The organism is Pseudomonas syringae (assembly GCF_001698815.1).
Taxonomy (GTDB): domain Bacteria; phylum Pseudomonadota; class Gammaproteobacteria; order Pseudomonadales; family Pseudomonadaceae; genus Aquipseudomonas; species Aquipseudomonas syringae_A.
This window is the reverse complement of record NZ_LGSI01000011.1, coordinates 1-22,512: the sequence shown is the minus strand read 5'-3', so window position 1 is coordinate 22,512 and position 22,512 is coordinate 1. Positions and strand designations below refer to the sequence as shown.

The window sequence follows — 22,512 nt, the reverse complement described above, 5'->3', positions numbered from 1 at the left end:
CGGGCGTGAGCCTTGATAACGCGCATCAAGAGTTTGCTGACGATCAACACAGGGGAGGTCTCGTTTCTACGTCCCGGCACATTAGCCCAGCTCGGTTTGCGGTGCAATATCACGGCAGCAAACTCAAGCGAAGCAACCCTCGCAATCCGCCCTATATAGCCGCCTGATTTTGACGTCAGCAGCCTGTCACTCCACCTTGCCCCCGCCACAATTACGACGGTCATTAGATTGACGCAGATCGCCGCATATTTGCCGAAATTAAGCTGATTATCGCGCAACTTTCTCAAATGTCACGGTCATATGTTCGGGCGCTGTGATCTTGACTTTCCCACCTATACACCCCGCGGCCCGGAGTAAAACCATGATTTTTAACGTAAAAGACTACGGCGCGCTGGGCGATGGCATCACCGATGACACAGCAGCGATCCAGGCAACAATCGATGCGGCTGCAGCGGCAGGTGGCGGAACCGTCGAGATGTCGGCCGGGACCTATATTGTCTCCGCTGGCGAAGAGCCTTCCGATGGCTGCCTGATGCTCAAAAACAATGTCACGCTCAGCGGCGCGGGCATGGGTGAGACCGTAATCAAACTCGAGGACGGCTCCGACACCAAGGTGACGGGCATCGTCCGTTCGGCCTACGGCGAAGAAACCCACGACTTCGGCATGAACAATCTGACCCTGGACGGCAACCGTGACGCCACTACCGGCAAGGTAGACGGCTGGTTTAACGGTTACATCCCCGGTTCAGACGGCAAGGATTCCAACGTCACCCTCGACAGCGTGGAGATCGTCGATTGCTCGGGCTATGGCTTCGATCCCCACGAGCAGACCGTCAACATGGTGATCAAGAACAGCGTCTCCCACGGCAATGGCCTGGACGGCTTCGTCGCCGACTTCCTCAGCGACAGCGTGTTCGAAAACAACATCGCCTATAACAACGACCGTCATGGCTTCAACGTGGTGACCAGCACCCATGATTTCACCCTGACCAACAACGTCGCCTACGGCAACGGCAGCACGGGCATCGTGGTCCAGCGCGGCAGCGAGAACATTCCGTCCCCGGCCAATATCACCATTACCGGCGGCGCGGTTTACGGCAATGGCGCTGAAGGCGTACTGATCAAGCTGTCCAGCGAAGTCACGGTCAGCGGCGTGGACATCCATGACAACACCAGCGCCGGCATTCGCATCTACGGCAGCTCCAATGTCGATGTGGTCGACAACACCCTGAGCAACAATTCACTGGGCAATCCAGTTCCGGAAATCATCATTCAGTCCTACGACGACACGCAGGGCGTTTCCGGGAAGTATTTCGACGGCAGCGATAACCTGATTCGCGGCAACACCATCACCGGCAGCGACAAGTCGACGTATGGCGTGGCCGAGCGCGATGAAAATGGCACCGATGGCAACAGCATCGTCGGCAATACCATCAGCCATACTTCCAAAGGCTTGGTGCTGATTTATGGCGATGGCAGCTATGTGGGCGACGCCCTGCCGGTGGTAGCCGTGCAAGGAACGGCGGGCAACGACACGATCAGCGGCAGCGCCGCCAATGAACTGATTTTCGGCCTGGCCGGCAAGGACACGCTAAACGGCAATGCTGGCGACGACATCCTGGTTGGCGGCAACGGGGCTGACAAGCTGACCGGCGGCGCGGGCGCAGACACCTTTCGCTTCGACGCCGTGACCGACAGCTATCGCACCGCCACGGCCAGCTTCGCCGACCTGATCACCGACTTCGATATCAGCCAGGACAAGATCGATCTGGCGAATCTGGGCTTCAGCGGTCTGGGCAGCGGCACCGCTGGCACGCTGAATATCAGCTACAACGCCTCGCTGGATCGCACTTACGTGAAGTCCCTGACTGCCGATGCCGAGGGCAATCGTTTCGAGCTGGGCCTGAGCGGCAACCTGCTGGGCAAGCTCGACGCCAGCCATTTCATTTTCCAGCGCGTCATCGAAGGCACTGCCGCCAACGACACGCTGGTCGGCACCGAGGGCATCGACACCCTGAACGGCAACGCGGGTACGGACCGTATCGATGGCGGCGCCGGGGCCGACCGCATCAATGGCGGCGCCGATGCCGACACGCTGACCGGCGGTGCAGGCGCTGACACCTTCGTCTACAGCAGCCGGATGGACAGCTATCGCAACTACAGCGCCAGCACGTCGAAGCAGAGCGACACGATCACCGACTTTAATGTCAGCGAAGACCGGATCGATCTGTCGGCTCTCGGTCTGCGCGGCCTTGGCGATGGCAGTAACAACACTGTTTACCTGTCGCTGAACGCCGACGGCAGCAAAACCTACGTCAAGACCGACGCCATCGACAGCACCGGCAATCGCTTCGAGATTGCTCTGCAAGGCAATCTGCTGAGCAGCTTGAGCGCGGACAACTTCATCTTTTCCAGCGCCTCGACCGTGAACCAAGCGCCGGTGTTGAACACGCCGCTGCTGGATCAGGCGACCAATACCCAAACCGCGTTTTCCTACACCGTGCAGGTCAACAGTTTTTCCGATCCAGACAAGGACACGCTGACTTACAGCGCGACCCTGGCTGACAACACGGCCCTGCCCGACTGGTTGAAATTCGACAGCAAAACCCTGACCTTCAGCGGCACGCCGAGCGTTGCTTCCGGAACTTATTCGGTGCTGCTGACTGCCAGCGATGCAGCCGGAGCTTCAGTCAGCGACAGCTTCGCCATCACCGTCGGCAACCCGACGCCCGGCGTGATTACCGGCAGCGAAAAAGGCGAATCGCTCTACGGCACCACCGGCAATGACGTCATGCAAGGCCTCGGCGGCGCGGACACCGTGCGCGGTGACGCGGGCAATGACCTGATCAACGGCGGCGCGGGTCGCGACGCGTTGTATGGTGGCGCGGGCAACGACACGTTCGTCTACAGCGCAGTCAGCGACAGCTATCGCGACTACGACAGCGGCGGCCTGACGGCGACCGATACGATCTACGACTTCACCCCCGGCGAAGACAAGATCGACGTCTCGGCCTTGGGCTTTCTCGGTTTGGGCGATGGCGAAAACCATACGCTGTACATGACGCTTAACGCGGCGGGGGACAAAACCTACGTCAAATCCAGCGTGGCCGATGCCGACGGCAATCGCTTTGAAATCGCCCTGAGCGGCAACCTGATCGACACGATCAGCGACGCCGATTTCGTCTTCGCGCAACGCGAGGCCCAGGAAATTCTCTATCTGCCAACCCTTGGCCAGTCCAATGCACGCTTGCTGCGCATGACCGAGGATGATGACCAGTCGGGCACATCCACGCTGGTCAGCGACCTGACGCGCTACACCGATTACGACGTGCGCAGCCAGTTCACCGATGCCGACGGCAATGGCATCGATCTGGCAGTGGGCGGCAGCACCGTGGCCGGTTATTCCACCTCGACGCTGGAAGAGCAGCGCTTGTCCTGGTGGCTGACCGACACCGACCAGCCAGGCCCCGCACTGTTGCGCGCGGTTGAGTTGCTCAAGACTCAACTTGCAACCCTGACCGCTATCGATAACGTCACCACCGGCATCATCTGGGGCCAGGGCGAAGAAGCCGCCCAGGAAATCGCCCGCGCCACCGACAAGCAAGCCGCCGCCGATCTGTACAAGGCCTCGACACTGAAAGTGTTCGACTACCTGCATGCGCAGATTGGCGACTTCAACGTTTACCTGATGGAAACCGGCCACTATCAAACTGACGCTGCCGCAGCTCGGGGTTTCTCGGCCGAGAAAATCGCGGGCATCGTCGAAGGCGTCGGCTATGTGCGCGCCGCGCAGGAAGCCATGGCCACCGAGCGCAGTGATGTGAAGCTCGCCGTGGACTACACCGACCTGCCACTGCGCTATGAAGTCGACCCGCTGGTCTATCCCGATGACGTCTGGCACTTGCACGAAGAGTCGGCGGAAATCGTCGGCCAGCGCCTGGCGGACTACATCGCCACCGATCTGGGCTACACCTCCGACAGCAGCGACAACAACAGCGCCGCCGACATTACCGAAGGCACGCAGAACGAAGGCGGCTCGATTTTCGGCACTGCCGATGACGACACCTTGATGGGCAGCCGCGGCAACGACACGCTGGACGGCGACCTGGGTGCCGATGCCATGAGCGGCGGCGATGGCAACGATGTTTATGTGGTCGACAACGCTGGCGACAGCGTCACCGAAACCAACGCCTCAGCCTCGCAAATTGACACCGTACTGGCGTCAGTGAGCTGGACGCTGGGCGCCAACACCGAAAACCTGACGCTGACCGGCATGTCGGCCATCGATGGCGTCGGCAATGAACTGAAAAACATCATTATCGGCAATAGCGCCAACAACATTCTGGACGGTCAGGCAGGCGCTGACACCCTCAAAGGCGGCGATGGCTCGGACAGCTACTTTGTTGATGAGGCCAATGACAACGTGATCGAAACCAATGCCGACAGCGCCACCGGCGGCGTTGATACGGTGTTCAGCGCGCTGGCGACTTATACGCTGGGCAGCAACGTTGAAAACCTCGTCCTGACTGGAACGGGTGCGGCCAACGGGATCGGCAACGCGCTGGACAACGTGCTGTATGCCAGCGCAGGCGACAACCTGATCGACGGCCGCGCGGGCGTCGATACCGTGTCCTACCTGTTCGCCACGGCGGGCGTGACGGTCAAGTTGTCCACCACAGCGCAACAGGACACCGGCGGCTCGGGTCTGGACACGCTCAAGAACAGCGAAAACCTGACTGGCAGCCGTTTTGCCGATTCGCTGACTGGCAGCTCCGCAGACAACCGGCTTTCCGGGGGCGACGGCGCTGACACCCTGTCGGGCGGCTCCGGCAATGATGTACTGATCGGTGGCGCGGGCGCCGACATCATGATCGGTGGTACCGGCGCTGACACCTATGTGTTCAACGATGTGTCGGAAATGGGCACAGGCTTGCTGGCTGACATCATCCAGGGCTTCAAGTCCGCCGAGGGCGACAAACTGGACTTCTCCGGCATTGATGCCCGGCCGGAAACTGCCGCCAACGACGCATTCGTGCTCATCGGCAGCGCTGCGTTCAGTGCCAACAATGTCGGCGAACTGCGCTTCGCGGATGGCGTGCTGTACGGCAACATCGACGCCGACAACGAAGCGGACTTTGCCATCCAGCTGACCGGCGTGCAGACGCTGCAAGCGGCCGACATTATCGGTTGAAACAGCCCGCCTGCTGCCCGCAATGGGCGGCAGGCAGTCAACCCTTCGGCGATTTCAGCGATGCGAGTTGAACGCATCCACCCGGCTGTTTTCCAGCTTGAATACCACGCGCTGCGGATGGTTGATCGAAACCAGGTATTCCAGCGGTTTACCCTGACTGTCGAAAATCACCCCGCGATAGACCAGCGCGGCAGTCCCGGCCGTAACTTCCAGCAAGCGCGCCTCCTGATCGTTCATGTTGGCGATGCTTAACGTGCCCTCGTCGCTTTCCACTTCAATCCCGTAACGCTCCAGCAGCAGCGCATACAGCGAAGCGCCTGCGGCAAGATCCTGAGCCAGCAGATCCGGGGCGCGTGCCAGCGGGATGTAGCTGGTTTCGATGCAAAACGGCTTCTGATCCACCGTACGCAGACGGCGGATGGTCAGCAGCCCATCGCCCTCTGCAATGCCCAGCAGTTTGGCCACGCGACCGCTGGCCTGCGCCTGCTCGAAATACAGCAGCTTGCTGCCCGGCCGCGAACCTGATTGCTCGACAACCTGAGTAATGCCCTTGCGTGAAAGACTGACCGGCCGCTCGACACCGGGCGCCGTCACAAAGGTTCCGCGATTGCCCCGGCGCTCCAGAATGCCGCGTTCGATAAGCACCTGGATCGCCTTGCGCAGGGTCATGCGACTGATGCCCAGATGTTCGGCCAGATCCCGCTCCGCAGGAATACGTTCATTGGGGCCGAACTCCGGACGTTCGAGCATTTCCAGCAGCACTTGCACAGCCTGCCAGGCCACTTGCTTGCGCTGGGGTATGGGAAAGCTCGTTTCGAGGTTTTTTTCCGACGCCATTTGGTGGTCTACATCCCAGATTTTTTTTTGTGGATTCTGCCGATAGGTTCAACGCGGCGAAATTCCAGCGAATTCGCGGGCTTGCAATCCTGCCCGCAATTACGGGACGTGAAAGGCCTGCCAGATTGGTTTACATGGTGACTAGACCACGAGCATAAACCCTTGAGATGGTATTTTCCATGGTATAGATTCTGGTCTAACAAAGGATCGACGAACAGCCTCGATCCTCCTCCAGTTCACCAAGGAGCCAGCATGGCGATCGAGTTCAACCGGGAAGCTTTCGTAGCTTCTCTTGCGCAATCCATCCACATCGTTGACGACGCCCAGCGCTATGGTCGCGAGCTGGCGCCGAAGATTGATCGCATTTATTTCGTCAGCTGTGGCGCGCCCAATCGCATCATGCTCGGCCTGCAATACTGGATCGAACGCTTCAGCCATTCGCTGGAAGTGCGCCGTTATTTCCCGGCCGACTTCATGGACATTGATCCGCCTCGGCTGGATGAACGCACACTGGTGATCCTGGCGTCCAAATCCGGCACCACCCAGGAAACCATTGCCGCCGCGCAATTCCTCAAAGACAAACCCTGCATGACCGTTGGCGTGACCCAGACTGCGGAACTCCCGCTGGCCCAGGCCGTACAGCATTGTTTCCTGCTGGGGCGCACGGACGAGGCGTACTTCGGCTGCTTCATGATTCTGCAGGCGTTGATCGGCGGGATTCTCGCCGAGCGCGAAGACTGGCCGCTGCTGGACAAACTCACCCGCTCTCTGAAAGCCCTGCCCGCAGCCTTGGCCGACGCCGCCATCAACAATGATCAACGCGCCACCGAAGAAGCCCGTCTCTATAAAGACGACAAACTCATGTACTTCCTCGCCTCCGGCCCGATGTTCACCACCGCTTATGTGTTCGGCGTTTGTGTGGTCATGGAAAGCCAGTGGTTGCACTGCTTGCCGGTTGAAGCAGCGGAGTTTTTCCATGGCCCGTTCGAAGCCATCGACGCCTCGACGCCGCTGCTTCTGTTTGTTGGCGAAGACCCGAGCCGCGCGCAGATGGAACGTGTGGTGCGTTTCTGCCAGCGTTACACCGAACGCGTGATGGTTTACGACGCCAAGGATTTCCCTATGCACGGCATTGATCCGGAAATCCGCGCGCTGGTCGCGCCTTACATCGTCGGCATCGCGGCGGAACGTATCGCGGCGCATCTGGCGGTCTGGCATCAACAACCACTGACCACGCGCCGCTACATGTGGAAAACGGAGTATTGAGCATGCCGCAACTGATCGCGGTCGGCGACAACACGGTTGACGTGTACCTCCACCGCCAAAAGGAATACCCCGGCGGCAATGCGTTGAACGTTGCAGTGTTCGCCGCCCGCCTCGGCGCCCGCAGCGCTTATCTGGGCTGCGTGGGCGACGACGCCCATGGACGCTGGTTGCTGGAAGTGCTGAAGACCGAGTCGGTGGATGTATCGCGCTGCAAGACATTGCCGGGCGCCAGCGCCTGGGCGTGTGTCGACAGTGTGGACGGCGAACGGATTTTTCTCGGCAGCGATCCCGGGGTTTGTCATCAACTGCACATCGATGCACCCGCCCTGGCCTGCATCGCGGCTTACCCGCTGGCGCATACCAGTCTGTACAGCGGACTGCAAAACAGCCTCGCGCAGATTCGTCAGGCCAGCGGCGTGCTGTCTTTCGACTTTTCGGACAACTGGGATGAATACGATTGGCGCGCGTTGATCGGCCACGTCGACATCGCGTTCTTTTCCGCCGCCGATCTTGATTCCGAGGCTGCGCGTCAACTGGCCAGCGGAATGCGGACGCTGGGGCCAAAAGTAGTGGTAGTCACCCGAGGCGTTCATGGCGCACTGGCATTGGACGACTACGGCTTTCGCGAACAGGTCAGCCTGCCCTGTGAAGTGGTCGACAGCATGGGCGCGGGCGACGGCTTCATCGCAGCCTTCCTGCTGGCCTGGCAAGGCGGTGCAAGTCTGGCCGAATGCCTGCTGCAAGGCGTCGATTTCGCGGCGCATGTCTGTGCCGGGGAAGGTGGTTTCGGCCATGGCCAGACGCTGAACCCTGTGCGCTGCGAACAATTGAAACAAGCGTTGAAGGCCCAAGGCTGACAACGGATGTGTGCCTTGGGCATCCGTCCCGGGCCGTTCCCTCAACCCTGTCGTGGAAACCTGTCGATGAAAAAATACCTTCTCGGTCTGACCCTGCTGGCCTTTCCCTTCGTGGCCTGGGCGGCCAGCACCGACCTGCGCTTTGGCGTCGATCCGACGTACCCGCCGTTCGAGTCGAAAAACCCGGACGGCTCGCTGACCGGCTTCGATATTGAACTGGGTGAAAGCATCTGCGCTGAACTGAAGCGGCGCTGCGTCTGGGTCGAAACCAGTTTCGACGGCCTGGTTGCGTCACTGAAGGGCCGCAAGTTCGACGGCATTCTCTCGGCGTTTTCCATCACCGAGGATCGCAAGAAAGAAGTGGCGTTTTCCGACACACTTTACGACACCCCGGCGCATCTGGTGGCCGCGCAAGGCAGCGCTTTGACGCCCGCCGCCGAAACCCTCAAGGGCAAACGCATCGGCGTGCAACAAGGCAGCGTGTTCGAAGTCTACGCACGGAAAATCTGGGGCTCGAAAAACGTTGAAGTCGTGCCCTATCAAAGCAGCGATCTGGCCTATCAGGACTTGATCAATGGCCGGCTGGACGCGGTATTCGACGACGCCATCGCCGTTTCCGAAGGCATGCTGAAGAAACCCATCGGCAAAGGCTTTGCGTACGCAGGCGACGTGGTGAAGTCCGTCGAAGTGTTCGGCCCCGGCACGGGCGTCGGGCTGCGCAAGAACGATACGGCGCTGAAACAGGACATTGATAAAGCGCTGCAAACGATTCGCCAGAACGGAACCTATCAACGCCTTGCCGACAAATACTTCGACGTCGATATCGCGCCGGAGTAAAGCTGGATCAGGGCATTGTCCTAGACCTTTGAGCAGTTAAAGTGCCCTGAAATGGCATTCGCAGCGCCCTTTGCTACCTTCCTTGCAGTCGTTAGAAAAAAACAAGAAAGGAATGTAGCAATGATCAACCCTGCGCTTCGCGTGCCGTTCGCGGCGTGTTTGCTGACCTTGGCTTGCTCGGGCGCATTCGCCGCCCCTTCCCCTTACTCAACCATGGTGATCTTCGGTGACAGCCTGGCCGACGCCGGGCAATACCCGGACGCAGGCGGCCCGCAAGGCGCGACGTTGCGTTTCACCAACCGCAGTGGTCCGACGTATCAGGACAACAGCGGTGAAGTCTTCGGCCTGAACTCCTCCACGTTGCTGGGCATGAAACTCAACGTTGCACCCGCTGAACTGGCGGCATCGACTTCTCCGGTGAATGCCGCACTGGCCGTCGCCGATGGCAATAACTGGGCGGTTGGCGGGGATCGTACTGACCAGATCTACGACGCCATCACCTCACAATCCAGTGTCACCAACCCTGACGATGGCACCGTTCTACGCAGCCGCGCCGGCTATCTGCCCACCAACAACTTTCGCGCCGATCCCAACGCGCTGTATTACCTGACTGGCGGCGGTAATGATTTCCTGCAAGGCCGGGTGTTGAGTCTTGCCCAATCCCGGGCCGCCGCCAATCGCCTGGCCGACAGCGCGCAGGCACTGCAACAATCCGGTGCTCGCTACATCATGGTCTGGTTGCTGCCGGACATCGGCCAAACGCCCGCCGTTTCCGGGACCATCCTGCAACCGGTTACATCATTGCTCAGCGATGTGTTCAACGCCCAATTGGTCAGCCGCCTGGCGCAAATCGACGCCGAAATAATTCCGCTGAATATTCCGCGTCTGGTATCAGAAACGCTCGCCGATCCTGCCCGTTTCGGTCTCGCCGCTGATCAGAATCAGGTGGGTACTTGTTTCAACGGCGACAACTGCGATGAGAACAGCGTTTATGGCCTGAACAGTCCGACGCCGGACCCGAGCAGGCTTCTGTTCAACGACGGCGTGCACCCAACGGTCACCGGGCAACGACTGATCGCCGATTACGCCTATTCCCTGCTCGCCGCGCCCTGGGAAATTTCGCTATTGCCGGAAATGGCCAACGGCACGTTGCGGGCACAGCAAGATGAACTGCGCGCGCAGTGGCTGGCAGATTGGGGCGATTGGCAGAGCGTCGGTCAATGGCGATCCATCATCGCGGCAGGCGGTCAGAAAATGAACTTTGATGCGCAGGATACTTCAGCGGACGCCGACGGCCATGGCTACAACCTCACGCTGGGCGGTAGCTATCGCTTCGCCGAAAACTGGCGCGCGGGACTGGTTGCCGGGGCTTATCGACAGAATCTTGAAGCTGGCCCGCGAGATTCGGACTACAAACTCAACAGCTACATCGCCACCGCTTTCGTCCAGTACCAGGCAAATCATTGGTGGGCCGACCTTGGCGCTTCCGGCGGCAAGCTGGATTATGAGAATGCCAAACGCAAGTTTGCCCTGGGCGTCAGCGAGGGCGCGGAAAAGGGCGACACCGACGGCGAGCTGTATGCGTTGAGCGCACGTCTGGGTTTTGATCTTGCCGGCAGCGGCAGCAGCTGGCATCTGTCGCCGTTCGTCAGCGCCGATTACGCGCACATCGAAGTCGATGGCTACTCGGAAAAAGGCACCCGTTCCACAGCGCTGACCTTTGATGATCAGACGCGTAAATCGAAACGATTGGGTGCAGGCTTGCAGGGCAAATTCCAGCTGACGTCATCGACCCAACTGTTCGGTGAAGTGGCCCATGAACGGGAATTCGAAACCGATCAACAGGACGTGACCATGACCCTGAACAGCCTGCCGTTCAATGACTTCACGTTGCAAGGCTACACGCCGCAGCGCGACCTCAATCGAGCCAGTCTGGGCATCAGCCAGAAACTGACCCCCGAACTGACCCTGCACGGCGGCTACAACTGGCGCAAGAATGATGACGTTACGCAGCAAGGGGTGAACCTGGCGGTGAGTCTGGATTTTTGATTCGAAATGCGGGAGCCAACCCCTGAATATCTAACGACCGGTAGGAGGGGACTTGTCCCCAAATGCGATGGTCCTGACAACGAAAATCCGGAAGGTTAACGCTGTCTGAACGACCGCCTTCGGGGACAAGTCCCCTCCTACAAAACCGCGTTGCTTACGGCTCCTGCTCAGCCAACGCCACGGCGCGGAACATGGCGCGGCGTTTGTTGAGGGTTTCTTCCCATTCCAGGACGGGCACCGAGTCGGCGACGATGCCGCCGCCGGCCTGCACATGCAGCTCGCCGTTCTTGATCACCGCAGTACGAATCGCGATGGCGGTGTCCATGTTGCCGTTCCACGCCAGGTAACCCACCGCGCCGCCGTAGACGCCGCGTTTGACGGGCTCCAGCTCGTCGATGATTTCCATGGCACGGATTTTCGGCGCGCCGGACAACGTGCCCGCCGGCAGAATGGCGCGCAGTGCGTCCATCGCCGTCAGCCCGTTTTTCAGCTGGCCGGTGACGTTGGAGACAATGTGCATGACGTTGGAATAACGCTCGATGACCATCTTTTCCGTGAGTTTGACCGAGCCGATTTCCGAGACGCGACCGGTGTCGTTGCGCCCCAGGTCGATCAGCATCAAGTGCTCGGCGATTTCCTTGTCATCGGACAGCAGGTCTTTTTCCAGCGCCAGATCGGCTTCTTCATTGGCGCCGCGCGGACGTGTACCCGCGATTGGCCGCACGGTAATCAGGTTGTCTTCGCAACGCACCAGAACTTCCGGCGAACTGCCGACGACATGGAAATCGCCGAAGTTGAAGAAGTACATGTAAGGCGTCGGGTTGAAGCAGCGCAGCGCTCGATACAGGTCAATCGGCGCAGCCTTGAAATCGATGGACATGCGCTGCGACGGAACCACTTGCATGACGTCGCCAGCGAGGATGTATTCCTTGATGGTATCGACAGCTTTTTCGTAGTCGTCCTGGGTGAAGCTGGAACGGAACACCGGGTCGGCAGCTTGCGGTCGGGTCAGGTCCAGACCGCGACGTGGCGTGATCGGCTGACGCAGTTTGTCCATCAGGGCTTCAAGACGCGCCCGGCCTTCTTCGTAAGCGTCCGGCTGCGCGGGATCGACCAATACGATGGCGTGCATCTTGCCCGCCAGGTTGTCGAACACCACGACCGCATCGGACACCATCAGCAGGATGTCCGGCACGCCCAGCGGATCAGGGTTCGGGCACTTGCCCAGGCGCTTTTCCACATAACGCACGCAGTCGTAACCGAAGTAACCCACCAGTCCGCCATTGAAGCGCGGCAGGCCGGGGATGGTCGGTACGTTGTAGCGAGCCTTGAATTCTTCGACGAATGCCAGCGGATCTTCGGACTCAAGCCGCTCGATCTCGACACCGTCGTGGGTCACGCTGATTTGCTGCTCGTGGACCCGCATCACGGTGCGGCACGGCAAGCCGATGATCGAATAACGGCCCCACTTTTCGCCGCCCTGAACCGATTCCAGCAAATAGGAATTGGGCTCGTCGGCAAGCTTCAGGTAGATCGACAGCGGAGTGTCGAAGTCAGCCAGGGTTTCGTAGGCAAGCGGGATGCGGTTATAGCCAGCAGCAGCCAAACGCAGAAATTCTTCGCGATTCATGATCAGCCTCGTGGTTTGAGGGTAAAACGGTCAGGTAGGCAAACGGTGCCGAGGTTTCGGCGAATTCAAGTCAGGCACGCCAACGCCAGCGGGCCAGGGCCTTGATGACTTTCATCCAGAGTTTGCGAGTGACCACCACGATGGAATCTCTAAAGGAGGGAGATTTGATTTCCGGCAACAGTATCTCAGCGTCCAGATCCAGGCAACCGGGAATCAATCGACGCAAGTCATCGATAACCAGCGCCGGTGATTCTTCGGCGATGGGCCGACCGTGGTTGTATCCGTAACTCAGCGCGACGCAAGCCACGCCGGCAGCCTTGGCGGCCTGCACATCGCTGCGTGAGTCACCCACGAACAACGCTTGCGAGGCCGGAACATTGGTCATTTTCATGACAAAAAACAACGCCGCCGGATCGGGTTTCTTTTGCGGCAAGGTATCGCCGCCGACGATCAGCCGAAAAAACCGTCCCAGTTTCATTTCATCCAGCAGCGGCGCGACGAAGCGCTCCGGCTTGTTGGTGATCAGGGCCATTTGCACGCCCTTCTTCTGCAGCCATTTCAGGGTTTCGCGCACGCCGGGATAGACCACGGTGAACTCATGCTTGTCAGCATAAGCCTCCATGAAAATCGCCAGGGCCTGCTGCGCCAGCTCATCATCGACCGCGCTGTGATCCAGATCGTTGGCCAGCGCCCGACGCACCAGAACCGGCGCGCCGTTGCCGATCCAGTTTCTGACGGAGCCCAGACCGACCGGCGCACGCCCGAGGGCGACCAGCATCTTGTCGACCGCCACGGCCAGGTCAGGCACCGAATCGACCAGCGTTCCGTCCAGATCAAACATGATCAGCTTGGGAAGACGCCCCGGAAACAGCTGCTCGAAGCCGCTCATGCGCGGGCTGACGCCAGTTCTGCGCGCATTTTGTCGATCACTTGCTTGTAGTCCGGCGTATTGAAGATCGCCGAGCCAGCCACGAACGTATCGGCACCGGCCGCCGCGATCTCACGGATATTGTTGACGTTGACGCCGCCGTCGATTTCCAGGCGAATGTCCAGGCCCGACGCATCGATCAAGGCCCGCGCTTCGCGCAGCTTGTTGATCGTGCCGGGAATGAACTTCTGACCACCGAAACCGGGGTTGACGCTCATGAGCAGGATCATGTCGACCTTGTCCATCACGTATTCCAGCAGGTTCAGCGGGGTCGCCGGGTTGAACACCAGGCCCGCCTTGCAGCCGCCTTCCTTGATCAACTGCAGCGAGCGGTCGATATGCTGGGTCGCTTCCGGGTGGAAGGTGATGTAGCTGGCACCGGCTTCGATGAAGTCACCAATGATGCGGTCAACCGGGCTGACCATCAGGTGCACATCAATCGGCGCGGTAACGCCGTATTTGCGCAATGCTGCGCAGACCATCGGGCCGATGGTCAGGTTCGGGACGTAATGATTGTCCATGACATCGAAGTGCACGATGTCTGCGCCAGCGGCGAGAACAGAGTCGACTTCCTGGCCCAGACGGGCGAAGTCAGCGGAAAGAATCGACGGAGCAATGAGAAAGGGCTGCATGACGCACCTTTGAGCAGAATCACAGTGGCGCGCATTGTACTCCAAGAGTTTCGGGAACGCCTTGAGCCATTGATCGCGCCTGGCCGATGATTGCTGATCAATCCACCACATCGAATATCACTCTGGCGGTCTGGCCGCTTTCGTCGAGCACACTGAGTTCATAGCGACCCAGACGCGTCAGGGTCGGGCCGAAGCTGTCCTGACTGGCGGTATCGGCGGTGGGCGCGCCATCGATAAACCACCAGCGACGACCGCTGCCACCCAGCGCCGAAAGTTTGAGACGCAACGCCTGATGACTGCCCGCCGGCAGGCGCAAATGATCACCGTCGCGCACGCCGACAATGGTCAAGGGCGCAGCCAGCATCAGGCCTTGCGGCGGGCAATCGGGATCGGCGGCAGGCAAGCGTGCTTCGCGGCGCTCGGCGCGGGGTAACCAGGGTTCCAGCGGCGCGGGCCAGAGCGCGATGTCCTTGAGCTCTGAATCATGCAGCTCAGCGTCGGGACAACTGGAACCGACACGCAACCCCTTGGCGTTGACCCGGATTTTCTCCTGCAAACCCAAACCAAGCGGCTGATCGGTGGCCTGCAAGGTTGGCGGCGTCGTGCCATCCAGAGTCCAGGCAAAGCGCTGGCGACGGCAGTTGGGATCGTTCTTGTCCATGGGCTGCCCCAACGGCCAGCAGATCGCCGCGACGCCGACATTCAGCGGCACTTGCTGGACCTGCGCGACGATGCCGCGCTGGCTGTCGCGATTGGTCAGCACATCGTGAACCTGCAACATCAATGGCGCGGCCGACGCGAGGCCGAACTGTCCCGGCACCGGCGTGCCATCCGGGCGGCCGATCCACACGCCGACCAGAAAGCGCGGCCCGACACCAATCGCCCACGCATCACGAAAGCCATAACTGGTGCCGGTCTTCCACGCCAGTTGCGGGCGCTGCACCAGCTCGGCATGCGGGTCCAGATCGGGACGCGACTGACCGCTAAGAATCGTGCGCACGATCCACGCCGCACCCGGCGACATCATTGGCCGTTCCCGCAAACGGTCGTCGGGCTGCAGGCGAATATCGGCGCTTTTCCCGCCGCGAGCAAAGGCGCTGTAACCACCTACCAGCTCTTCCAGGCGACTGCCGACCCCGCCGAGAATCAGGGCGAGATTCGGCTCGGCCAAGGGCGGCAAGGTCAAAGGCACGCCGCCGTTGCGCATTTCGGCGGCAAAGCGTTTCGGCCCGTACGCTTCGAGCAGTTGCACCGCTGGCAGGTTCAGCGACATGGACAACGCGGAACTGGCGGCCACCGGCCCGCTGAAGCCCGCAGAAAAGTTGCCCGGTCGGTAATCGCCATAACGACGCGGGACATCCTGCAGCAGCGATTCGGAATGAATCAGCCCGGCGTCCATGGCCTTGCCGTACAGAAACGGCTTGAGCGTCGAGCCGGGCGAGCGCAGTGCACTGACCATATCCACATGACCGAAACGTTTGGTGTCATTGATGTCCACCGAACCGACATAGGCGCGCACCGCCATGCTCTGCGCCTCGACCACTAGAATCGCCGCCGAGGTGCGCTCCGGCAGACGCGCGCGCCAACCCAGCAGCAGATCTTCGAGCCGACGTTGCAACGCTGCATCAAGGGTGGTGCGAATCAACGGCGGACTGTGCGGGCGATTCAGGCGCCGCGCCAACAACGGCGCAAGGGTTGGTTCCTGACGCGGCGCCAAGAGCAGCGGCTCCTCCAGGGCTTCATTGACCGCCAATTGCGGCCAGACCTGAAATTCCGCCAGACGCTTGAGCACTTTGTCCCGAGCTGCCTGGGCGCGCTGTGGATGGCGATCTGGCCGCAACCGGCTCGGCGCCTGAGGCAGAACAGCCAGCAACGCCGCTTCCGCGCGGGTCAGTTGCAACGGAGATTTACCCAGATACGCCCAACTGGCCGCCGCAACTCCTTGCAAGGTTCCGCCGAAAGGCGCGCGATTCAGATAAATGCCGAGAATCTCGTCCTTGGACAAATGCCATTCCAGCTGCATCGTGCGCCACAGCTGGCGCATTTTTCCGGGCAAGGTTCGTGAATGTGGATCAAGCAGTCGCGCCACCTGCATCGACAACGTGCTGCCGCCCGACACCACTCGCGCGCCCTGCAGGTTTTGCCAGGCCGCTCTGCCCAGAGCGAGCGGGTTGACGCCGGGATGGCTATAAAACCAGCGATCTTCATAGGTCAGCAGCGCTTCGATGTAATACGGCGACACCTGCGTCGTCGACACCGGGTAACGCCACACACCATTGGCATCGGCGAAACGCCACAAAGGCGTGCCATCTTCAGCCAGCACGACACGCGCCAGATCGTCCTTGGGCAAGGGCAACGGCCAGATACGGTCGGCGAGCCAGAGCGCGACGAACAGAAACAGAATAGAGCCGCCGATGCAGGTGAACAGTTTTCGTGGGAGCGAATTTATTCGCGAAGGCGGTTTGTCAGTCATGGACATTTTCCAGGCCTGGCCCCTTCGGGAATGAATTGCCTCCCACAGTTGCCGGAGCGATTGAGCGCCGGTCACCTGACGATATTCGCAGCTTCAACGCAAAGAGCCTTTATGATCCACGGAACTCGTTGCGCCAACGGACAGCCAAAGCGAACAGTTGCGTTTTTCCATGAATCTCATCAGGACGTACATATGCAGGTAGAAAGCTTTTTCGAATGGCTTGGCCAGGCGCTCGGCGCGGTAATTCGCTTCATCGTCGATGGGCTGGAATGGATATTCAATCTGTTCACTCACGCTGGCGGCAACTTCGTCGACGGCTTGTCACGCACGCTGGGCATGGACACTTCGCTGATCAGCATTCTGGCGTTGATTGTCGGGCTGATGTTGCTCTACTCGGCCGTCCGCGCCTTCATGCGCGCCTCGATCATCGCGGGCATCATCTGGCTGGTGCTGGGGTTGTGGTTGCTGAGCTGGATTATTCATTAAGCGCGCTGTAGGACCGGCTTTAGCCGGGAAGAGGCAGCATCCACCGCATCTGCGTCGTCAGAATGCCGCCTTCCCGGCTAAAGCCGGTCCTACAAGTCAGTTCCACCCGCTCCTTATTTCCCCTTCACCACCAACTGCGCCGGCGCTTCACCCAACGCCTGCCAGTTCGGGCGATACATCGACTCCACTTGCGGCGGCGGTACGCGATAGATACCCGGTGTCACGGCGCGGGCCAGGTACAGCAAGTGGATAGTGTTATAGCCGTTCAGATCCAGGGCCGCGACATAACGGTCGGCGCGGTATTCCTGGTGCTTGATCCCGGCGTTTTCCATCGACTCCTTCCATTGCTTGACCGACTCGCTGGCGTCATCGAGGCTGGCCGCCGCTTGCGCCAGATTCTGGTTTTCCAGCTCCAGACCCGCCGGCAACAGGTCGACCACCAATGCATCCGGCACTCGCTGTTTGGCTTTGACTTCGATGTGCACCAGTAGCAATTGCCCGCTTTTCAGGGCCGCCAGATTCGCCTCTTCGCCGCTCAAACTGAGATATTCACGGCGAATGCTCAGGTTTTCACCTCCGGCCACAGGCGGCTGAGAGGGATAACCGGAGATAGTCAGTTGCTGATACAGCGTCTCGCTGCCAGCGTTCTGCAAGGACATCGGCGCAGCCAGCAACGCACCTTCAAGCTTCAGACCCGGATTAGCATTGTTGATTTCACTGGTTTCGCTGCCGCTGTTGAGGATCGCTTTCCAGTTTTTCTCCGGTTTGCCCAGCAAGCCACGGCCCGCGAGGAACAGCGAGTTGCGCTCCTGAGTCGACAGATAACGGTTGGCCGCTACTTCATCAGCCAGCGTAAACAGACGCTGGTCGCGTTTATCCGCCGCCAGATTGTTTTCTTCCAGCAACGCCAGGATCAGCGCCTGATCGCGCAGCGGGCTGCCGTAATCGGCGAGCCATTCGTTGGCTTTGCGCCCCGCCGCCAGACCGGCGAGCATGGCCTGATCTGCACGGGGTTTGTCGCCCATTTTTTCCAGGGCGATGGACAACTGCACCAGCGGCAGACCGGAACGTGCATCGTCACGCCGATCAAACAGGCTGCGCAATGCACCCAACGGTGCCTGCTGGCTGCGGGACAACACCAGACCGGCGTAGGCCTGCACCGCAAAGCGCGTGTGTTCGGCGTTTTCGCTGTAACTCACCTCGATCTGATTACGCTCCTGCAGATAACGCAGCAAACGTTCGTTGGCTTTTTTCAACGCTTCAGGCGGTACGGCGAAACCCTGATCACGAGCGCGGGACAGGAAATCGGTTACGTAAGCCGTCAACCAATACTCTTCTTCGCCGTCCGAATTCCACAGCCCGAAGCTGCCGTTATAGCGCTGCATGCCCAGCAAACGCTCGATGCCGATTTCGACGCTGCGCTTGCGAGCTGCGTCCGGCTCGCCCTTGAGGCCCAGACGTGTGAGCGTTGCCGCGTCGGCATACAACGACGGGTACAAGCCGCTGGCGGTCTGTTCAAGGCAGCCATACGGATAAGCCTTGAGCGCACGAATCTGTTCTCCGAGATTCAGCGGCGGACGACTCGACACCGCCAGCAAGGCCTCACGCCCAGCGGGTTCGAAGGCTTCCAGCGCGCCTTCCGGCAGGTTCCATGGCTGATCGGTAATAGCTGCGCGGTAATGCTTGAGCATCGCCGGATACGCCGGCCGCACACCGATGGTCCACTCGCGGGTGAATGGCGGCAGATTTTCGCCCGGAAGATCCAGACCTTGCACCAGCACCTTGATCTTGCCCTGGCCGAAACCGCCCAACGCCTTGACCGGAATGCGCAGCGTCTTGCGCTGGCCCTGGGCCAATTGCACGCTCTGGGAGATCTCGCCATTGGCCAGACTCAACTGGCCTTCGGCGCTGAGTTGCACGTTGAGTTTCTGCGCCTTGCCGGACAGGTTGGAGACGTCCATGGCCACGGTGGTTTGATCGCCGCCCGCCAGGAAACGCGGGGCCGACAACTCGGCAATGATCGGCGCGGCCACCACGGTTTTCGCCTCGGCCATGCCGTAACGATCACCGGTCCAGGCCTGCGCCATGACGCGCAGTTCGCCGTTGAAGTCCGGAATATCCACGCTGACTTCGCCTTCGCCCTGCTCATTCAGCGTCACCGGCGCGCTTTGCAGGGCAACAATTGTCACGCTGGTTTCCGGCCGCTTGCCGCCTTTGGCCAGCGCGGCGTCGCCACCGAATGCCAGGGAAGCCAGACGATTGCGTCCAGCCTCGATCAACTGCCCATAAACGTCCAGCTGATCGGCGCCGTAGGACTTGCGACCAAACAGGCTGGCGAACGGATCCGGCGTTATATAACTGGTGATATTGAGAATGCCGATGTCGACCGCCGACACCAGCACATGGACTTCCTTGGGCACGCTGCCATCAGCGTTTTTGGCCAGCACCTTGAGTTTCAGCGGTTGCTTGGGACGCATTTTTTCCGGCGCAGTAATACTCAGCGCCAGCTTGCGTTGGCTGCGATCCAGCGGCAGGTGCAGGACGCCGACGGCGCGTTTGGGCGTGACGTTGGCCTTGCGCTCGCCGGGACGAATCACCAGCGCGCTGACGTACAGGTCGTGGCGCGCCCATTTTTTGTCCAGCGGGATATCGAACGCTTTGCCTTCGGCTGGCACGTCGATTTCCTGCCACCACAATGGACCTTCGCTGGATTCCACCAGCAGATAACCCTTGCCCGCTGACGGCGGCGTCACGGTGACTTTGACGCTATCGCCATCGGCATAAGCCGGTTTGTCCAGCGCCAGCTTGACCTGATCGGGCCGCACCGCGCCGCCTTCGGCGTTGTCCTGCCATTGATACCCGGCCCAGAAACGCATGCTGCTGACCAGACCGGTTTGCGGGTCTTCGACTTCGACGCGGTATGGGCCCCATTCCACCGGGAATGTGACTTTGGCAGTCGAGCCTTGCTTGATGCTGACGGTTTCTTCGTTGAGGTTCAGGTACTTCTCGTTGTAGTGATAGCTCCAGCCATCGCTGTCCGAGTAGTTCCAGTAATAATCGCGACGCTCGCGGACCAGCCGCACCTTGACGTTTTCGGCGGCCAGCTTGTTGCCTGCACTGTCAGCGATCAGCACTTCAAATTCAGCCGGGCCGTCGCCATCGGTTTGGGCCAGACCATTGGTGTAGTCGTCTTCATTGTCGCCATTGTTCTTGTCGGCGCCAAACAACGGACGCAAACCTGGCAGTTGCTCTGCCGGCCAGACCGGTTGCACCAGACGCCGGGTGATCGGCCGCCCGCCCGACTCTTGCAGGCTGGCTTGCAGAATCAGCTGCAACGGCGATTTGGCCTTGGACCACTGGCTTTCCACATCAATACTCAACTTGCCCTGTTCGTCGAGGGTGCTGGCTTCGATTTCCAGGTCCTGCTTGAGCTCTTCTTCAGTGATCGAGCCGAACTGATAACCCGGCAATGCAGGCACCGCGTCGCGCAGCGGGCGCACATACAGCAGGCCGGTCAGGTTATTGCCGGAGGCGGGCGCGCCGTAGAGATAGCGGCCGGTAATCTCGAAGGTCGCGTTGTCTGCCGGCGCAATCGGCGTGTCGCTGGCCTTGATTTCCAGCGCCATGCGTTCCGGCAGGAAGTCTTCGACCTGGAATTCATATAACTGCGGCTTGCCATCACCCAGGTCGAACACCAGCTGCCAGCGCCCTGTCGGCGCTTCATCGGACAACTGCAGCTGATATTGATAAAGCCCGGTCTTATCGGCTTCCCAGACAAACTTGCGACTGACCTGTTCGTCCGGGCGGCGCACCTCGACCGTGATCGGTTGCGGCTTCACATCCTTGCCATCGTTATCGCGCAGCAGGCCGTTAAGCAGCACGGTTTCACCGGGGCGATACAGATCGCGCGGGCCGAAGATAAAGAATTGCAGCGGATGTGCACTCGGCCCGGTGATGTCGAATTCCGCCAGATCCAGCGCCGAGCTGTCCAGCCGCAGCATGCTGGTCTGTTCGTCTTTGTGCGCCAGCACCAGCGCCGCCTTGGCCGAAAGCGGCAGCTCGGCGTGGCCCGCCGAATCGGTCTTGGCCTGACCGATCACCTTGCCGTCGCTGTCGTAGAGTTCCAGATCGATGCCGCTCAGGGCCTTGCCGCCTTCCAGCGCCTGGGTGAAAGCGTCCAGGCGATTGGCGTAGCGATGCACCGACAAACCGATGTCGCTCAGGGTAAAGACCGTGGCGGAGTTCGAATAACTGTAGCTGCCCGCCGCTTTCATCACGGCCAGATAAACCCCCGGCTGCTGCAATGCCTTGATGCCCGCTATGGGCAGCAACACGGTTTCCCGTGTGTTGCGCGCCGGGTTCAGGTCGAAGCGGCCGCCGTAGACCAGATCGGCCTGGGCCAGCAAGTCTTCGGATTCGTAGCTCTGCAAGCTGGAAGAGCCGCCCCAGTTGCTCAGGAAGGAAGGCAAGGCGTCGGATTTGACCCGAAAAAACTCGACGTTGACCTTGTCGACGTTCAGCGCGATGACGGGCAGACCTTCCGCCAATCGAGTCGGCAACAGGCTGCCGCGACTGGCGAAGCCAACGGTTGCCTGCAAATCCTTGGTTTCCAGGCGGCTGACGAACTCGGCGGCCAGCTTGGCCTTGTTGACGCCCAACAGGCCGGGATCAACGGTCAGCACCAGTTTGCGCTGGGGCTCCAGATGCCGCAGCCGCAGCTCCATCAGGTTGTCCGAAAGCTCCCATGCGCCGTCAACCTTGCCGTTCTTGCTGTCCACCAGATGCAGTTTTTCAGCAAACTTCTGCTCCGGGTCCAGCGGTACGGAAAAGCTCACCGACAGAGTGCTGGCGCCGTCGACCTGGATTTCCGAAACATCGACAACGGTCAGCTCACGTCCGGCGTAGCGCTTGCTCAACGCAGGAATGTCCACCGCCGGCCTGGGCTTGCTCGACTCCACTGCCGCTGGTTGCGCGGCGGGAGCAGAAACCGCAGCCGGTTTGTCGGAAGTGGAGGAATCGCAGGCACTCAGCAGCGCAAGCACGCAGGCCAGAAACAATCCTTTGTTAAGCATGGGGCACTCATATGGCAACGATTGAGAGGGACAGACTATATAGCAGCCGCACGTCCAATATGACTCGGCGCGAAAATAGACAGTGGGATTGAGACTTTGTTCTCAGCGCCAACATTGCCGTGGTCTCCAGCCGCTCTCGAAAAAATATCGCAGTTCATCGTGGCGGTGAGTTTAGCCACGAAGAAGCCAGAACATCCGATACATATGTAGTGCGTCGACGAGAGCTTTCGCGAATAAATTCGCTCCCACGATTT

Annotated in this window: 12 protein-coding genes; 6 read left to right on the top strand and 6 right to left on the bottom strand. The window is 60.2% G+C overall.

The window, feature by feature from the left end; all coding sequences use genetic code 11:
• Positions 1 to 361 precede the first annotated feature (361 nt).
• Positions 362 to 5,191 (top strand): M10 family metallopeptidase C-terminal domain-containing protein, encoded by a 4,830-nt coding sequence (locus AFK24_RS02835; protein ID WP_065831802.1) that lies wholly within the window; start codon positions 362 to 364, stop codon positions 5,189 to 5,191.
• Positions 5,192 to 5,245: 54 nt separating this feature from the next.
• Here the strand turns inward: AFK24_RS02835 and AFK24_RS02830 are convergent, their stop codons facing one another.
• Positions 5,246 to 6,028 (bottom strand): GntR family transcriptional regulator, encoded by a 783-nt coding sequence (locus AFK24_RS02830; RefSeq protein ID WP_065831801.1) that lies wholly within the window; start codon positions 6,026 to 6,028, stop codon positions 5,246 to 5,248.
• A 252-nt stretch (positions 6,029 to 6,280) separates the two neighbouring features.
• On the opposite strand from AFK24_RS02830, the gene AFK24_RS02825 reads away from it, so the two are divergent.
• From AFK24_RS02825 to estP, 4 genes are all read left to right on the top strand, one after another.
• Entirely contained in the window at positions 6,281 to 7,294 is a 1,014-nt protein-coding gene (locus AFK24_RS02825) for an SIS domain-containing protein (RefSeq protein WP_065831800.1), read from the top strand.
• Between the two features lie 2 nt (positions 7,295 to 7,296).
• Positions 7,297 to 8,151 (top strand): PfkB family carbohydrate kinase, encoded by an 855-nt coding sequence (locus AFK24_RS02820; RefSeq protein ID WP_065831799.1) that lies wholly within the window; start codon positions 7,297 to 7,299, stop codon positions 8,149 to 8,151.
• A 66-nt stretch (positions 8,152 to 8,217) separates the two neighbouring features.
• Positions 8,218 to 8,988: a transporter substrate-binding domain-containing protein gene (locus AFK24_RS02815; protein ID WP_065831798.1), complete on the top strand. Its 771-nt coding sequence runs from the start codon at positions 8,218 to 8,220 to the stop codon at positions 8,986 to 8,988.
• 120 nt (positions 8,989 to 9,108) lie between these two features.
• On the top strand, positions 9,109 to 11,037 hold the full coding sequence (gene estP, locus AFK24_RS02810) for an esterase EstP (RefSeq protein ID WP_065831797.1): 1,929 nt from the start codon (positions 9,109 to 9,111) through the stop codon (positions 11,035 to 11,037).
• 154 nt (positions 11,038 to 11,191) lie between these two features.
• On the opposite strand, the gene trpE is transcribed toward estP, so the two are convergent.
• The 4 genes from trpE to pbpC form a co-directional block, all read right to left on the bottom strand.
• A complete protein-coding gene (trpE, locus tag AFK24_RS02805; RefSeq protein WP_065831796.1) occupies positions 11,192 to 12,667 on the bottom strand; it encodes an anthranilate synthase component I in 1,476 nt (491 codons plus the stop codon).
• Positions 12,668 to 12,737: 70 nt separating this feature from the next.
• Entirely contained in the window at positions 12,738 to 13,556 is an 819-nt protein-coding gene (locus AFK24_RS02800) for a phosphoglycolate phosphatase (RefSeq protein ID WP_065831795.1), read from the bottom strand.
• Entirely contained in the window at positions 13,553 to 14,227 is a 675-nt protein-coding gene (gene rpe, locus AFK24_RS02795) for a ribulose-phosphate 3-epimerase (RefSeq protein WP_065831794.1), read from the bottom strand. Before rpe ends, AFK24_RS02800 begins: the two co-directional genes overlap by 4 nt.
• Before the next feature lie 97 nt (positions 14,228 to 14,324).
• Positions 14,325 to 16,700: a peptidoglycan glycosyltransferase PbpC gene (gene pbpC, locus AFK24_RS02790; RefSeq protein WP_065831793.1), complete on the bottom strand. Its 2,376-nt coding sequence runs from the start codon at positions 16,698 to 16,700 to the stop codon at positions 14,325 to 14,327.
• A 192-nt stretch (positions 16,701 to 16,892) separates the two neighbouring features.
• On the opposite strand from pbpC, the gene AFK24_RS02785 reads away from it, so the two are divergent.
• Positions 16,893 to 17,186, top strand: a complete 294-nt coding sequence (locus tag AFK24_RS02785) for a hypothetical protein (RefSeq protein ID WP_020292721.1) — start codon at positions 16,893 to 16,895, stop codon at positions 17,184 to 17,186.
• A 113-nt stretch (positions 17,187 to 17,299) separates the two neighbouring features.
• On the opposite strand, the gene AFK24_RS02780 is transcribed toward AFK24_RS02785, so the two are convergent.
• Positions 17,300 to 22,258, bottom strand: a complete 4,959-nt coding sequence (locus AFK24_RS02780; protein ID WP_065831792.1) for an alpha-2-macroglobulin family protein — start codon at positions 22,256 to 22,258, stop codon at positions 17,300 to 17,302.
• Between the last annotated feature and the right edge of the window lie 254 nt (positions 22,259 to 22,512).

What these genes read in the sequence shown, in the direction of transcription:
- estP (WP_065831797.1), top strand. Translation starts at nt 9,109, where the DNA reads ATGATCAACCCTGCGCTTCGCGTGCCGTTCGCGGCGTGTTTGCTGACC.
- AFK24_RS02785 (WP_020292721.1), top strand. Translation starts at nt 16,893, where the DNA reads ATGCAGGTAGAAAGCTTTTTCGAATGGCTTGGCCAGGCGCTCGGCGCG.
- AFK24_RS02815 (WP_065831798.1), top strand. Translation starts at nt 8,218, where the DNA reads ATGAAAAAATACCTTCTCGGTCTGACCCTGCTGGCCTTTCCCTTCGTG.
- rpe (WP_065831794.1), bottom strand. Translation starts at nt 14,227, where the DNA reads ATGCAGCCCTTTCTCATTGCTCCGTCGATTCTTTCCGCTGACTTCGCC.
- AFK24_RS02830 (WP_065831801.1), bottom strand. Translation starts at nt 6,028, where the DNA reads ATGGCGTCGGAAAAAAACCTCGAAACGAGCTTTCCCATACCCCAGCGC.
- AFK24_RS02835 (WP_065831802.1), top strand. Translation starts at nt 362, where the DNA reads ATGATTTTTAACGTAAAAGACTACGGCGCGCTGGGCGATGGCATCACC.
- AFK24_RS02780 (WP_065831792.1), bottom strand. Translation starts at nt 22,258, where the DNA reads ATGCTTAACAAAGGATTGTTTCTGGCCTGCGTGCTTGCGCTGCTGAGT.
- AFK24_RS02820 (WP_065831799.1), top strand. Translation starts at nt 7,297, where the DNA reads ATGCCGCAACTGATCGCGGTCGGCGACAACACGGTTGACGTGTACCTC.
- trpE (WP_065831796.1), bottom strand. Translation starts at nt 12,667, where the DNA reads ATGAATCGCGAAGAATTTCTGCGTTTGGCTGCTGCTGGCTATAACCGC.
- pbpC (WP_065831793.1), bottom strand. Translation starts at nt 16,700, where the DNA reads ATGACTGACAAACCGCCTTCGCGAATAAATTCGCTCCCACGAAAACTG.
- AFK24_RS02800 (WP_065831795.1), bottom strand. Translation starts at nt 13,556, where the DNA reads ATGAGCGGCTTCGAGCAGCTGTTTCCGGGGCGTCTTCCCAAGCTGATC.
- AFK24_RS02825 (WP_065831800.1), top strand. Translation starts at nt 6,281, where the DNA reads ATGGCGATCGAGTTCAACCGGGAAGCTTTCGTAGCTTCTCTTGCGCAA.